Below are 13,434 nucleotides of genomic sequence, written 5' to 3'. Positions count from 1 at the left end.
GCCACCGTACGGCTCCGACGGCGCGTCGAGGAACTTTTCGTCGAGGACCAACGACCCTTTCTCACATGGACTGCGAACGCTGCCGCGAGGCCATCTCCGCCCGCCTGGACGGCCACGACGACGAGGGTCCGGAGGTCGACGAGCACCTGGCGACGTGCCTCGCGTGCCAGGCCTGGCGTGCCGACGCCGTCGCGCTCGCCCACCGGCTCGACCTCCACGTCGCCGATCCGGTTCCGGACCGATCGTCCGCCATCCTCGCGGCGCTCGCCGCCGACCTCGCTGCCGAGGAGCAGGAGGCCCGCGACGACTCGTTGCTGCCCTGGCGGGTCGGGCTCGTCGCGCTCGGCGTCGTGGAGCTGCTCCTCGCCGTTCCGGCACTGGTGGCCGGCCAGGAGGCGGGTGCCGGCGTCCACGCAGCCCGCGAGATGGGCTCGTTCGACGTCGCCCTCGCTGTGGGCTTCCTGGTCGCCGCGTGGCGGCCGGCTCGAGCCTGGGGCATGGTGCCCCTCGTTGCCGTCCTCGCGGGCTGCCTCGCGGTCACCAGCGGGGTGGACATCGCCGAGGGCCGTGCGAGCTTCACCGGCGAGACCCTCCACCTGACCCACCTCGTGGGCCTCGTGATGCTCTGGGCGCTGGCTCACGCGTACCGTCGACCCCTCCCTGGTCCTAACCTCGCCCCTTCGTGAAGAGGATCCTCGCTGGCGCCGCCATCGTGGCGGTGGCGTTCGGGGCGCTGGTGGCCGGGGCGGGGCCGGCCGCGGCCCACGCCTCCCTCGAGTCCACCAGTCCGAGCGCCGGTGCGGTGCTGGCCGAGGCGCCCGAGCAGGTGGCCCTCACCTACAGCGAGCCGGTCGAGGTGTCGCTCGGCGCCGTCCGGGTCTACGACTCCAATGCCGAACGGGTCGACGAGGGCGGGGTCCGCCACGACGGCGGCGACACCGTGGTGCAACCGCTGAGCAGTCTCGCCGACGGCTCGTACGTCGTCACCTGGCGGGTGGTGTCCGCCGACGGTCACCCCATCCACGGCGCCTTCACCTTCCAGGTGGGCGATGTCGCCACGGGCGACACCGACGCGCTCGCCCGTCGCCTCCTCGCCGCCGACGGGGGGAGCGAGGCCGTGGGCGTGCTGTTCGCGGTCGTGCGCTTCCTCGTCTTCGCCGCGGTGGTGCTGCTCGTCGGTGCCGCCGCGTTCTGCCTGCTGGCCTGGCCCGAGGGACTGGGCCTCGACCGGGTCCGCCACCTGCTCTGGTGGGCGTGGGGGGTGGCGTTGGCCGCCACCGTGGTGAGCGTCGGCACCCAAGGTGCCTATGTGGGCGCCCTGCCGTTGGGCGACGTGGTCGACGTCGACGTGGTGTCCTCCGTGTTCGACAGCCGGTACGGGAGGGTCGCCCTCGGCCGGGTGGTGCTGCTCGTCGTTGCCGGTCTCGCGCTCGTGGCCTCATCGCTGCGACCGGCGCGGGAGGACGCCGAGGGGGCGGACCACTCGCACGAGACCGGTGAGGGCCCGTCCGTGGGTGTCCGTGTCGCCCTCGGGGTGCTCGGCGTCGGCCTGTTGCTCACCCTCGGGCTGAGCGGCCATGCCGCCGCCGGGAACCTCGTGCCGTTGGCGCTCGCCACCGACCTCGTGCACGTGGGTGCGGCGGGCCTGTGGCTCGGAGGCCTGGTGGTGGTCCTCGCGGTGGCGCTGCCCCGACATCGCGTGGACGAGCTCCGGCGCGTGGTGCCCCGCTTCTCCAGCATCGCCTTCGCCTCGGTGGCGGCGCTCGTCGTGACCGGCGTGATCCAGTCCTGGCGCCAGGTGGGCAGCCTCGAGGCCCTCACCGACACGACCTACGGCACGCTCCTGCTGGTCAAGCTGGCCCTCTTCATGGTCATGGTGGGGTTCGGCTACCTCGGCCGCCGCTGGGTCCAGCGGGGGTACCGGGCAGCCGCCGGAGAGGACGCAGGGGACCAGGGAGACAGCGTCATCGACGAGGCCACGGTCGTGGCCGGCTATCGCCGCTCCATCCGGGTCGAGACCGTCCTCGGCGTCGCCGTCCTCGCGGTCACCGCGCTGCTGGTGAACGCCCAGCCGGCGCGCTCCGCGCTGGCCCAGGCCTACGCCGCTGAGCTCGTGGCCGACGATCTCCTCATCGATCTCACCATCGATCCGGCCAAGGCCGGGCCGACGGAGATCCACGTGTACACCCTGACCACGACCGGAGCCGTGGCCGAGGTCGAGGAGCTCACGCTCTCGCTCAGCCTCCCGTCACGCGACATCGGCCCGCTCGAGGTTCCCCTCGAGCGGGCCGGGCCAGGGCACTTCTCGGCCTACGACGTCGAGATCCCCCTGCCGGGTGAGTGGACCATCGACGTGCAGGCGCTGGTGGACGAGTTCACCGAGGCGACCGCCCAGGACACCGTGGACGTCCGGGGTCGCTGAGTCGGTCCGCCCCCCGGGCTCGCAGGGGCTAGGAGGGCTGCTCGAGGCTGGCGACCAGCGACTCGATGCCGGCCTGGTCGAGCTCGCCGGAACCCCGCTCGGCCACGGTGCCGTCGGCGTTCAGCGCCACGAAGAACGGGAAGCCGCTCACGCCGTAGGCGCCGGCGGCGGTGTCGTCCTCGGAGTCGGCCATCACGTCGCCGGGCCAGTCCTCGCCCTCCAACCAGTCCTGCGGCGGGTAGTTGGGCTGGGCGGCCTCGGTGCTCGTGGCCACGGCGACCAGTCGGATGTCCTCGGGGATGGTGCCGTCGGCCTTCCACTCGACGAGGCGGGGCACCTCGGCCTGGCAGTGGGGGCACCAGTGGGCGACGAACACGACGAGCGTGGGCTGGTCGCTCGGGCCGCCGATGGTGATCGGCTCACCGGCGAAGGTCGAACCCTCGAGCGTGGGGGCGGTGGCGCCGACGGCGGGGTCCTCGCCGCCCTCGGGGAACTCGGCGAGGGCGGTGCCCTCCACGGTGACCGGTGCCTCCTGGCCGGCGGTGGCCTCGTCGTCCTGGGACAGGGCGGCCACCACGACCGCGACGATGCCGAGGCCGAGGATGCCGACGAGCACCCAGAGGGCGAGCGACGGGCGCTTGCTCTTTCCCTGCGCCTGCTGGACGGCGCGGGCGGGGGCCTTGGCCTTCGGATTGGGACGGTTGCTCACGATGCCTCGCTCGGGGTGGGGTCGGACGGAGATGGTTCGGGAGGAGATGGTTCGGGAAGGGTGGCGTCGGGCTCGGCGTGCTCGTCCTGCTGCTCGGCGTCAGGGGACAGATGGGTCATCAGGAGCGCGATCAGCACGAAGGCGCTGAGGGCCATGGTGGGGATGGTGATGAACCCCAGCTCCTCGATCCACTTGATGGTGCACGGGTTGGCGGGGTCGCACACGCCGCCGGAGCCCTCGATCCAGGGGAAGCGCTCGACGAGCACGTGGAAGGTGCTGATGCATGCGCCGATCACCGCCATGGGCAGCACATAGGTGCGGATGCCCTCGTCGCGTCGGTACCAGGCGATGGCGAGCAGCAGCACCTGGGGGTACATGGCGATGCGCTGGTACCAGCAGAGGTTGCAGGGGATGAAGTCGGCCACCTCGGAGAGATAGAGGCTTCCTGCCATGGACACGGCGGCGACGAGGAGGGCGAGGGGGAGGATCTGCCCGGCGAGCGCGTCGTGGGTGCGGGCGCGCAGGCCGGGGGACACGTGGGCGGCGATCAGCACCACGGAGGCCACCCAACTGGCCACGGTCAAGAGCGCGAGCAGGAGCGCGACGGCGTCGGTGCTCATCGGTCGGCGGGGGGAGCGGGGGTCATCGGGGAGGGGGAGGGCACAGGGGGACCTCGGTCTGTTGGTCGTCCGGGCGGGCCCAGTGGTTCCCGGGACGGGTCACGGGTATTCGTAGATCTCGTCGGGCTCGTCCGCGGCGCGGATGGTGACATCGGCCAGGACGGGCGGGTCGAGGGACTCGCCGGGGGGAGGCGACCGGTCGAGGTCCAGGGTGCCCTCGACGTGCACCCACGACTCCTCGTCGGGGAGGTCACCGGGTTCGACGGGTACCTTCACCTGCACCGCGAGGGCGTCGGCGGCGCAGCACCCGATCATGAAGCGGGTGAGCAGGAAGCTGCGCCCGCCGCCGTCGGGGTCGGCGACCACGAAGCCGGTCAGGGTGACGGGCTGCTCGGCCAGCAACTGGCGTTGATCGGCGTCCTGGGTGGCCCGCACGAAGTCGATGTTGCGCAGCGCCGGTGCCTGACCACCGAAGGAGTTGGCGTTGAGGTACTGCGCCAGGTCGAACTCGCCCGGCGGGAGGACGCGCTGCGAGTTCTGCCGGCCGGCGGCGTAGGAGCCGAGCGGGTTCGAGCCGACCGCGACGGCGACGCACAGCGGCAGGGCGAGCAGCCACCCGACCCGCGTGGCGTGGTGGTGGCCGCGGTGCCCGCCGCCTTGGGCGTCCGCCTCCGCCCCCGCCCCTGCCTCGCGCCGGCCCAGCACGACCACGGCGAGGCCGACCGCGACGAGGATGGCGCCCGAGAGCACCAGCCACCGGGTCATCGAGGGCTTGATGTACAGGAGGTGGGTGGGGGTGAGGCCCATCCAGAGGGAGAAGCCGCCGATGAGGGTCACCATGGCCCCGGCGTCGGTGCGCCTCACAGCAGCACCGACCCCACGATCGAGGCGGTCAGGATGGCCACGGTCAGCACCAGCGGGGTGAAGCGCAGCGAGAAGCCCTTCCCGAAGGCGCCCGCCTGGAGGGCGATCAGCTTGAGGTCGACCATGGGCCCGACGGTGAGGAAGACGAGCCGGGAGGTGAGGGAGAACTGCGTCATCCCCGCGGCCACGAAGGCGTCGGCCTCGGAGCACACGGACAACAAGATGGCGAGGCCGGCCATCACCAGGATGGCCACCACCCCGGACCCGCCGATGCGGTCGAACACGCTGGGGGGCACCAGGGTCTGCATGGCCGCGACCAGGCCGGCGCCGGCCACGAGGAAGCCGCCGGCCTGGAGGAAGTCGCCGGCGGCGGTCGACACGAAGTTGTCGAAGCGGTTGCCGTGGTCGTGCACCTTCATCTTCGAGGTGAGCCAGTCCGGTCGGGCCAGGCCCGACCAGAAGAAGCCCACGATCAGTGCCGTGACCAGCGACGCGAGGAAGCGGGCGGCCACCATCTCGGGCCGTCCCGGGAAGGCCACCGCGGTGGACACCATCACGATCGGGTTGATGGCCGGCGCCGCCAAGAGGAACGTGAGCGCGGCGCCCTCGGGGATGCCGCGGGACACCAGGCGCCCGGCCACGGGGACCGAGCTGCACTCACAGCCCGGAAGCAACGCGCCGGCGGCGCCCGCCGCGGGGACGGCGAGGACGGTGCGCTTGGGGACGGCGTTGGCGATCCAGCTCGAGGGCACGAGCGCCGAGATGGCGGCGCTGATGACCGTGCCGAGCACCAGGAAGGGGATGGCCTGGAGGGTCAGGGAGACGAAGATCGTGGACCAGTTGCGCAGGGCCTGGCCCTCGAAGAGGTAGCCGAACGACCCCCGGGCGATGAGCACCACGGGGATGTAGGCCCACACGAGGCCGGCGAGGCCGATGCGGGTGGCCCGCTGCTCGTCGGCGTCATCGACGTCGACCTCTGCCCCGACGCCGGGCGTGTCCAGCACCTCGCCAGGCTATTCCCCGCTCGCCGCACCGCCGACGCGCCCCGGAGGACCGGGCCGTCTACTCGTACGTGTCGCCGGGGCGGGGCACCTCGCGGACCGAGGTGGCCTCCAGGTCGACCCGGGGCAGGTCGACGGTGTCGGGCGCCACGGCCGGCGCCGGGACGACCGTCCCCTCCACCTCGACCCAGGCGTCCTCGGCGGGGCGCCCACCGCCGACGACCCCGACCTGCACCGGGATGGCGTCGGCCGCGCAGCACGACAGGACGAAGCGGGTCAGCAGGAACCCGTCGGGGACCTCGTCGCTGTGCACGACGAGGCCCTCGAGGCGCACCGGGGTGTCGTCCAGCGAGTCGGCCGAGTCCCACAGGGCGCGGTCGATCGTCTCGGTGATGCGCAGTTCGGCGACACCGTCGGCGGTGGCAGGCAGCGGGGGGAACTCCGTGCCGAGGTACACGGGTGCGCGCGCCTCCTGACGGCGGGCGGCGTCGGCGCCGAGGGGCGCGGGCGCCACCAGGAGCAGCACCACGAGGGGCAGCACCAGCAGCCAGCCGATGGTCGGGCCTCGGCTGTGGTGGTGGTCGGCGTGCTCGTCCTGACCTTCCTGGCCGGCATCGGCCCCGGGACCCTCGTGATCGCCGAGGTGGCCGGCGTCGCTGTCGTGCGCATCGCTCGCGGCGAGGTCCTCCTCGGTTGCCCCCCGGAACGAGGTGGCGAAGCCCAGCGCGACCAGCACGCCGCCGGCGAGCAGGAGGGGCCAGTACATCGAGAGCTTGACGTAGCTGTCGAAGGTGCGGGTGACCACGAGGCGGAGCGCCACGAGCCCGGCCACGAGCAACAGGACGCCCTGGGTCTTGCGGTTCACAGCAGCACCTCGCCCACGAGGATCGACGCCAGGACCGCCACCGTGAAGGTGAGGGGGGCGAAGCGGACGGCGAAAGGTCGCCCGAAGAAGCCGACCTGGAGGGCGATCAGCTTCAGGTCGACCATCGGCCCCACCACGAGGAAGGCGAGGCGGGCCGTCAGGGAGAACTCGTTGAGGCTGGCGGCCACGAAGGCATCGGCCTCGGAGCACATGCACAGCACGACGGCGAGGAGGGCCAGGGACAGCACCGCCAGGAGGCCGTGGTCGGCGATGGTGTCGAGGGCCGAACGGCCGACGGTGACCTGCAGGGTGGCCGCCACGAAGGCGCCCACCACCAGGTAGCCGCCGGCGTGGAGGAGGTCGTGCACCGCGGTGGCCCGGAAGCGCTCGAGGGGTGGGTCGTCGTCGTGGCCGACGGTGCGGCGGGCCTTCTCGGTCCAGTCGTCGTTGCCCTGGCGGATCCAGATCCATCCGACGACCACGGCGGCGAGCAGCGACGCCACGAACCGGGCCAGCGCCATCTCGGGCGCGCCGGGGAACGCCACCAGCGTCGAGATGATGACGACCGGGTTGATGGCCGGCGCGGCGAGCAGGAAGGTGACCGCCGCCGCCGGCGGGACGTCGCGGGCGACCAGGCGTCCGGCCACCGGGACCGACCCGCACTCGCAGCCGGGGAGCGCGGCCCCGGCCAGCCCGGCGACCGGCACGGCCAGGACCTGCTGGCGGGGCAGGGCGCGGCGCAGTGCGGCAGGGGACACCCAGGCCGCGATCGCCGCGCTGATGAGCACGCCGAGGACCAGGAAGGGAAGGGCCTGGACGGTGATCGACACGAAGATGGTCGACCAGGTCTGGAAGCGCGGGTTGTCGAACAAGGGCGCCAGCGGCCGTTGCAGCAGCGCCAGAAGGACGAGGGCCCCACCCAGCACCTCGGCGGTGCCGATGACCCGCGATCGGGTACGGGTGGGCGACCGCCGGCTCACGCGACGGCGGTGGGGCGACGGAGCGTCCGAGCGAGCTCGGTGCCGGCGAGCACGAGGAAGAACACCAGGACCGCCGTGCCCGCCATGGTGGCGCCGGCGGCGGTGTCGTAGTGGAAGCTGAGGACCAGGCCGAGCGCGACGCTGGCCACGCCGATGGCCGCCGCCGTGATCATCATCGTCGGGACGCGGCGCACGAGCAGCGAGGCCGTGGCGGGCGGGGCGATCAGCAACCCGAAGACGAGGAGGGTGCCCACCGCCCGGAACGACGACACCACCGCGATGGCGATGAGGCCGAGCAGCACCACGTTGGCCAGGCGTGGCCGCAGGCCGAGCAGCGCGGCCTTGTCCTGGTTGAAGGCGAGGGCCAGGAAGGGCCGGTAGAGGAGGGTGCAGGCGGCGATGGTGAGCACAGCGGCGACGGCCTGGGTGCGCAGATCGGCTGATGTCACGCCGAGCACGTTGCCGAACAGGAAGCCGGTGAGGTCGGTGGTGAACGTGCTGGCGCGCGAGATGATGATCACGCCGAGCGCCAACATCCCGACGAAGAGCAGGCCGATCCCGGTGTCCTCGCGGAGGTTGCCCCGCCGGTTCACCAGGTTGATGCCGGCGACCATCACCGCCGCGCTCACCAGTGCCCCGACGGTGAGGTCGAGGCCCCAGAGGAACGCGAGGGCGATGCCGGGCAGCACACCATGGGCGAGGGCGTCGCCCATGAAGGCCAGCCCCCGCAGCACCACCCAGGTGCCGACCACGGCGCAGATGGTGGCGGCCAGCGCCCCGCCGAGCAGGGACCGCTGCATGAATTCGTACTGGAAGGGGTCGACGAACCAGGCGATCACGGCGACCCCGCCATCACGACGTCCCGGACAGCGCGGCGGTGATGGCCGCGCTGTTGCTCGTGATCATGTCCAGGTAGGTCTCGGCGTCCGAGCCGGGCTCGCCGAGCGACTCGCTGTACAGCGCGACCACCTCGACGTCGAGGCCGCCCTCCTCGGCCAGCGCATCGGCGAGCTCGGTGGGGGAGGAGGCGTCGGCGAAGATCGCGGGCACCTCGTTCTCCTCGATGACCGCGGCCAGGTCGGTGAGCTCTTGCGAGCTGGTCTCGGCGAGCGTGGTCCCACCCGGGATGACGGTGCCGATCACCTCGAAATCGTACCGGTCGGCGAAGTAGGCGAAGACCTCGTGGTTGGTCACGAGCACGCGCTGGTCGGCGGGGATGGCGCTCAGCTCCTCTTCGATGGCCTGGTCGGCGGCGCGCACCTCGTCGGCGTAGGTGGCGGCCTGCTCGGCCACCACGTCGCCGGCGAGGGCGGGGACCTCCTCGCCGAGCGACGTGGCGAGCTGCTCGACCCCGTCGGCCATGCGAGCGGGATCGGTGAACACGTGGGGGTCGAGGGCCTCGCCCTCTTCTTCGCTGTGGGCGGCTTCCTCGTCGTGGGCGGCCTCTTCTTCGCTGTGGGCGGCTTCCTCTTCGCTGTGGGCGGCTTCCTCGTCGTGCGCGCCCTCCTCCTCGTGCGCGTGGTCGTGGGCGCCCTCGGCGAGGGGCAGCGGGTCGAGGCCGGGAGCGACCTCGATGACCGGGACGCCGGCCTCCTCTGCGGCGTCGAGGGCGTCGGTCATGCCCGCTTCGAACCCGAGCCCGTTGGCCACGATGACGTCGGCGTCCTGGAGCTGCGCGGCCTCGGCCGCGGACAGCTCGAACTCGTGGGGATCGACGCCGGCCGGCATCAGCACCTCGACGGTGGCCTCGTCGCCGACCACGTTGGCGACCACGTCGCCGAGGATGCTCGTGGTGACGACGACGGTGGGCGAGTCGCTGGACGCGTCCTCGGACGTGTCGGAGCCGCAAGCCGCAGCGACCAGTGCGAGCGCGGACGCGGCGGCGATGAGGGCGGAGGTGCGAAGGTGGCGGCGGAGCATGCGGATCTTCCCCACTAGAATGAGAACTACTCTTACATAGAGCACCCTACGGATGACCACGCCCCCGCGCAACACACCCGCCCAGACCGTCAACGTCGAGGACCTCGTCGTCCGCTACGGCGGACGCGTCGCGCTCGAGGGCGTGAACCTGTCGCTGCACGCCGGTCAGGCGACCAGCCTGATCGGCCCCAACGGCTCAGGGAAGTCCACCCTGCTCAACGCGCTGGCGGGCCTGCACCGGCCCGATCGTGGGTCGGTGAAGGTGCTGGGCGAGCGGCCCGAGGCGGTCCGGGCCGACATCGCCTACGTGCTGCAGGCGACCACAACCGGTGCCCACCTCCCGGTGACGGCCCGGGAAGCGGTGGCGATGGGCCGCTACGCCCATCTCGGCCCCCTGCGCCGCTTCTCTGCGGACGACCGTCGTCTCGTCGACGAGGCCCTCGACCGCCTCGACCTGCTGCCGCTGGCCAAGCGCCACCTCAACGAGCTCTCCGGCGGGCAGCGCCAGCGGGTCTTCGTGGCGCAGGGACTGGTGCAACACGCGTCGGTGCTGCTCCTCGACGAGCCCCTCGCCGGCCTCGACCTGGCGTCGCAGAAGGCCATCCTGGACGTCGTCGCGCAAGAACGCGACCGGGGCGTCACGGTGGTGACGAGCACCCACGACCTGGGGGAGGCGGCCACCGCCGACCACCTGGTGCTGCTGGCCGGTCGCCTGGTGGCGGCCGGCACGCCCGAGGAGGTCCTCACCGCGGAGCACCTGGCCGCCGCCTACCGGGGCGCGGTGCTGCGTCTGGCCGACGGCTCGATCATGGTGGACGACGGCGCCCACCACCATCACGAGGCCGACCCCGCCGACGAGGTCGATCACGGCCGCCACGAGCACCGAGCCGACGAGCAGCGTCGACCCCCTCCAGGGTGACGTCCCGCGGTGCCCCACCGCCGGACTCCGATTCTCACTGATTCCCACTTCACGAGGTACCCTCGGGCCGTGGACCTGCACAGCACCGTTGCGGACCGACTCGCCGGCAGCGACCAGCGCTACACCGCCAACCGGCGCGCCGTGGTCGAGGTGCTCGACGAGAGCGACCGCCCCCTCACCATCCCCGAGATCCTCGGGCACCGGTCGGGGCTCGCCCAGAGCTCGCTGTACCGCAACCTCGCCGTGCTCGAGGAGACCGGCGTCGTGCACCGGGTGCACAGCTCGGACGACTTCGCCCGCTACGAGCTGGCGGAGGACCTCGCCGGCCACCACCACCACCTGATCTGCTCGTCGTGCGGCACCGTGGCCGACTTCACCGTGTCGGCCGAGGTGGAGGCCACCCTCGAGGCCGCTTTCGAGGGCGTGGCCGGGGCTACGGGCTTCCGGGCCGAGCACCACCGCCTCGACCTCGTGGGGCGCTGCCGCGACTGCGTTTGAGCCGCTCGCGATCGCTCGGGCTGCGCGGCCCGAGCGGCGCAGCGTTGCCCTACGGGCCGGTGTCGAGCATGCGCTGCATGATGACGACGTCGAGCCACTTGCGGTGCTTACGGCCGACCTCGCGCTCGACGCCGACGTGCTCGAAGCCGACCGCGCCGTGCAGGGCGATGGACGCGTCATGGCCCCCGACGATGCGGGCGATCACGGTGTGGAAGCCGTGGTTGGTGGCCGTGTCGACGAGCGCGGCCAGCAGGGCCTTGCCCACGCCCGCCCCTTGGTGGTCGCGGTGCACGTACACCGAGTCCTCGACCGTGGTGCTGTAGGCCGGCCGTTCGCGGAACGGCGAGAGCGACGCGAAGCCCCACACGTGGCCGTCGTCGCCCTCCGCCACCAGCACGGCGTGGGCGCCGTTGCGGTCCACCAGCCACGCCTGCTGCTCCTCGAGGGTGCGCGGGACCAGGTCGAAGGTGACCGTCGAGGTGGTGACCTCGACGTTGTAGATGGCGCGAATGGCCTCGGCATCCGCCACCGTCGCCGACCGCACCACGAAGCTCACGGCGGCGACGCTACCGGGGCGCGCCGGCGGTGGGCACCTGCGGGGTGGCGACCCTGCGTCCCGGTCAGTGGGTCGCGCGGGAGCGCCGACTGGGCAGCGGCGGCGGCTCGACGGCCGAGGGCTCGAGGATGGCGAGGTCGCCCGTGAGCGCCTCGATCTTGGCCCAGGAGGCGACGTCGTCGTCCTCGGTGAGGAACACGATCTGCTGGTGGCCGGCGGCGCGTCCGAGCAGTTCGAGCAGCGAGGGCTTCACCGACGAGTCGAGCTCGATGAACGGGTCGTCGAGGATGAGCGGGAAGCTCTCGTGGCGGGGACCCACCGAGCGCAGCTGCGCGAGGCGCCCGATGAGCGCGTGGGCCATGCCCGAGGTGAGGTCGTTGTCGATGGCGGGCGCGGCCAACGCGGTCGAGCCCACCTCTCGCCGCATGCGGGCCGCGGCCATGATCTCCTCGTGGTGGTCGATGGCGAACTGCACCTGCACCGGGCCGGCGACCTGCTCCCAGCCCGCGAGCGCCTCGCGGTAGGCCTCGGCGGCCTCCATGAGGCGCCGGCGGTTCTGGTCGGTCGCGAGCAGCCCGTTCACCCGCTGGAGGTGGAAGCCGAGGTAGGAGCTGGCGCCCGCCTGCTCGAGCACGTCGTTCTCCTTGGCCCGGGCGTTCTCCATCCGGCGCCAGTAGAGCATCGAGATCCCGGTCGCCACGGCGGCGAAGAGCACGAAGGGCAGCGCCGTCTCCGGGCCCTCGAGGATGGAGAGGGGGATGGCGCCCAGGGTGGCGAACGCGGCGGTGAAGAACGAGAGCCGCCGGACCCGGTCGTGGTCCTCCTGGGCCCGCAGGAACGCGGCGTGGCGGGACTCGATCTCCTCGACGACCGCGGCGTCCTCGGGGGTGGAGCCGGTCGCCGCCGCCTCGGCCTGGAGCTGGTCGTCGCAGATGGTGACGTGGTCGGCCGCGGCCCAGAGCGCGGCCTGGTCGACGGCGGCGAGGTCCCGGATGAGCTGGTCGCTCTGGCTGCTCGTGGTGAGGTCCGACGCGTTCATGCGCAGGTAGCGCTTGGCCGACCGGGGGTCGAGCCCGGCGCGGGTGAGCAGGTCGATGGAGCCGTCCGCGGTGGCGAAGTGACTCGAGATGTCGAGTCCCTGCTCGACGTCGACCACGCGGTGCCGGCCGCCGTGCGGGCGGAACACCGCCAGATGGCGTCCGGAGTCCTCCTCGAGCTCGAGGTGCACGCCGGGCCGGCTGCTGCTGAGGGCGCCGACGAGCTCGCTGACGAGCCCCTCGCGCTCGAGTCGGCCCACCCCGGCGACCACGGTCAGGCGGGGATGCAGGTCGAGCGTGAAGGTGTTGTCGCCGGCCTCGATCACCAGTCGCTCGTAGTGCACACTTCCGCATCGGCAGCGATCCGCCCGGACGTTAGGACCGATTCTGGGTCGTACGGCCCATGCCGTACGACCCTTTGCCATGTGCCTCCTTCGTCGGCACGCCTCCGGCATCGGGTTCGCCCGTGTTGCGCCTGCGCTCCGCTCCGGCACGTCGCCCTTCGTCGGCACGCCTCCGGCATCGGGTTCGCTTGTGTTGCGCCTGCGCTCCGCTCCGGCACGTCCCGCCCGGTCCCCCGCCGAACCGGGTTGGAGGGAGCGTGGCCGATGCGGGTAGGCTGGTCCGCTGTCCTCCGGCCCCGGCTGGGGGCGACGCCCCCTTAGCTCAGTCGGTAGAGCACAGCCATGGTAAGGCTGGTGTCGCCAGTTCGATTCTGGCAGGGGGCTCGCAGGACGTGGACCGGACCCCGGTCCACGCAAGCGCCCCACCCGGGCGGCGTAGCTCAGTCGGTAAGAGCACTCGGCTCATAATCGAGGGGTCGTCGGTTCGAGTCCGACCGCCGCCACCACTCTTCAGCACCCACAGCAGACAGGTTCAAGGAGCAACTCGCGATGTCCAAGGCCAAGTTCGAGCGGAACAAGCCGCACGCCAACATCGGCACGATGGGTCACATCGACCATGGCAAGACCACGTTGACGGCGGCGATCACGAAGGTGCTGTCGGAGGGTTCGGATTCGTCGGAGTTCACGGCGTTCGAGGAC

Annotated in this window: 15 protein-coding genes and 2 tRNA genes; 7 read left to right on the top strand and 10 right to left on the bottom strand. The window is 72.2% G+C overall.

The genetic code is table 11. The annotated features are described in order from the left end of the window. Positions 1–65: 65 nt before the first annotated feature. Together JNK12_17830 and JNK12_17825 are read left to right on the top strand one after the other, a co-directional pair. A complete protein-coding gene (locus tag JNK12_17830) occupies positions 66–686 on the top strand; it encodes a hypothetical protein (GenBank protein ID MBL8777805.1) in 621 nt (206 codons plus the stop codon). Continuing rightward, positions 683–2,422 carry a copper resistance protein CopC gene (locus JNK12_17825; GenBank protein ID MBL8777804.1) on the top strand — a complete coding sequence of 580 codons (1,740 nt, stop codon included), beginning with the start codon at positions 683–685 and terminating at the stop codon, positions 2,420–2,422. Before JNK12_17830 ends, JNK12_17825 begins: the two co-directional genes overlap by 4 nt. A gap of 28 nt (positions 2,423–2,450) precedes the next feature. On the opposite strand, the gene JNK12_17820 is transcribed toward JNK12_17825, so the two are convergent. From JNK12_17820 to JNK12_17785, 8 genes are all read right to left on the bottom strand, one after another. Beyond that, positions 2,451–3,131, bottom strand: coding sequence for a TlpA family protein disulfide reductase (locus JNK12_17820; protein MBL8777803.1), 681 nt, complete (start codon positions 3,129–3,131; stop codon positions 2,451–2,453). Continuing rightward, positions 3,128–3,751 (bottom strand): disulfide bond formation protein B, encoded by a 624-nt coding sequence (locus JNK12_17815; protein MBL8777802.1) that lies wholly within the window; start codon positions 3,749–3,751, stop codon positions 3,128–3,130. The genes JNK12_17820 and JNK12_17815 overlap by 4 nt, the downstream gene beginning before the upstream one ends. 99 nt (positions 3,752–3,850) lie before the next feature. Continuing rightward, complete coding sequence (locus tag JNK12_17810; protein ID MBL8777801.1) at positions 3,851–4,615, bottom strand: TIGR03943 family protein; 765 nt, start codon at positions 4,613–4,615, stop codon at positions 3,851–3,853. Further along, a complete protein-coding gene (locus JNK12_17805; protein ID MBL8777800.1) occupies positions 4,612–5,619 on the bottom strand; it encodes a permease in 1,008 nt (335 codons plus the stop codon). The genes JNK12_17810 and JNK12_17805 overlap by 4 nt, the downstream gene beginning before the upstream one ends. A 58-nt stretch (positions 5,620–5,677) precedes the next feature. After that, positions 5,678–6,481 carry a TIGR03943 family protein gene (locus JNK12_17800; GenBank protein MBL8777799.1) on the bottom strand — a complete coding sequence of 268 codons (804 nt, stop codon included), beginning with the start codon at positions 6,479–6,481 and terminating at the stop codon, positions 5,678–5,680. After that, entirely contained in the window at positions 6,478–7,461 is a 984-nt protein-coding gene (locus JNK12_17795; protein ID MBL8777798.1) for a permease, read from the bottom strand. The genes JNK12_17800 and JNK12_17795 overlap by 4 nt, the downstream gene beginning before the upstream one ends. Beyond that, positions 7,458–8,261: a metal ABC transporter permease gene (locus tag JNK12_17790; protein ID MBL8777797.1), complete on the bottom strand. Its 804-nt coding sequence runs from the start codon at positions 8,259–8,261 to the stop codon at positions 7,458–7,460. Before JNK12_17790 ends, JNK12_17795 begins: the two co-directional genes overlap by 4 nt. Positions 8,262–8,313: 52 nt before the next feature. After that, a complete protein-coding gene (locus JNK12_17785; GenBank protein MBL8777796.1) occupies positions 8,314–9,381 on the bottom strand; it encodes a zinc ABC transporter substrate-binding protein in 1,068 nt (355 codons plus the stop codon). Between the two features lie 52 nt (positions 9,382–9,433). Here JNK12_17785 and JNK12_17780 point away from each other — a divergent pair, with 52 nt between their 5' ends. Further along, entirely contained in the window at positions 9,434–10,300 is an 867-nt protein-coding gene (locus JNK12_17780) for a metal ABC transporter ATP-binding protein (GenBank protein MBL8777795.1), read from the top strand. A 69-nt stretch (positions 10,301–10,369) separates the two neighbouring features. Next, a complete protein-coding gene (locus JNK12_17775) occupies positions 10,370–10,798 on the top strand; it encodes a transcriptional repressor (GenBank protein ID MBL8777794.1) in 429 nt (142 codons plus the stop codon). A gap of 49 nt (positions 10,799–10,847) precedes the next feature. On the opposite strand, the gene JNK12_17770 is transcribed toward JNK12_17775, so the two are convergent. Both JNK12_17770 and JNK12_17765 read right to left on the bottom strand, forming a co-directional pair. Beyond that, entirely contained in the window at positions 10,848–11,354 is a 507-nt protein-coding gene (locus tag JNK12_17770; GenBank protein MBL8777793.1) for an N-acetyltransferase, read from the bottom strand. A 64-nt stretch (positions 11,355–11,418) separates the two neighbouring features. Continuing rightward, on the bottom strand, positions 11,419–12,735 hold the full coding sequence (locus JNK12_17765; protein MBL8777792.1) for a hypothetical protein: 1,317 nt from the start codon (positions 12,733–12,735) through the stop codon (positions 11,419–11,421). 311 nt (positions 12,736–13,046) lie between these two features. Here JNK12_17765 and JNK12_17760 point away from each other — a divergent pair. The 3 genes from JNK12_17760 to tuf form a co-directional block, all read left to right on the top strand. Beyond that, positions 13,047–13,119, top strand: a tRNA-Thr gene (locus JNK12_17760). A gap of 45 nt (positions 13,120–13,164) precedes the next feature. Next, a tRNA-Met gene (locus JNK12_17755) sits at positions 13,165–13,241 on the top strand. A gap of 43 nt (positions 13,242–13,284) precedes the next feature. Next, on the top strand, positions 13,285–13,434 hold a 150-nt coding region (gene tuf, locus JNK12_17750), incomplete at its 3' end, for an elongation factor Tu (GenBank protein ID MBL8777791.1).

The sequence above is a fragment of the Acidimicrobiales bacterium genome (assembly GCA_016794585.1).
Taxonomy (GTDB): Bacteria; Actinomycetota; Acidimicrobiia; order Acidimicrobiales; family DATDAH01; genus JAEUJM01.
The sequence above is the reverse complement of the archived record's forward strand: the minus strand, read 5'-3'. Positions and strand labels throughout refer to the sequence as shown.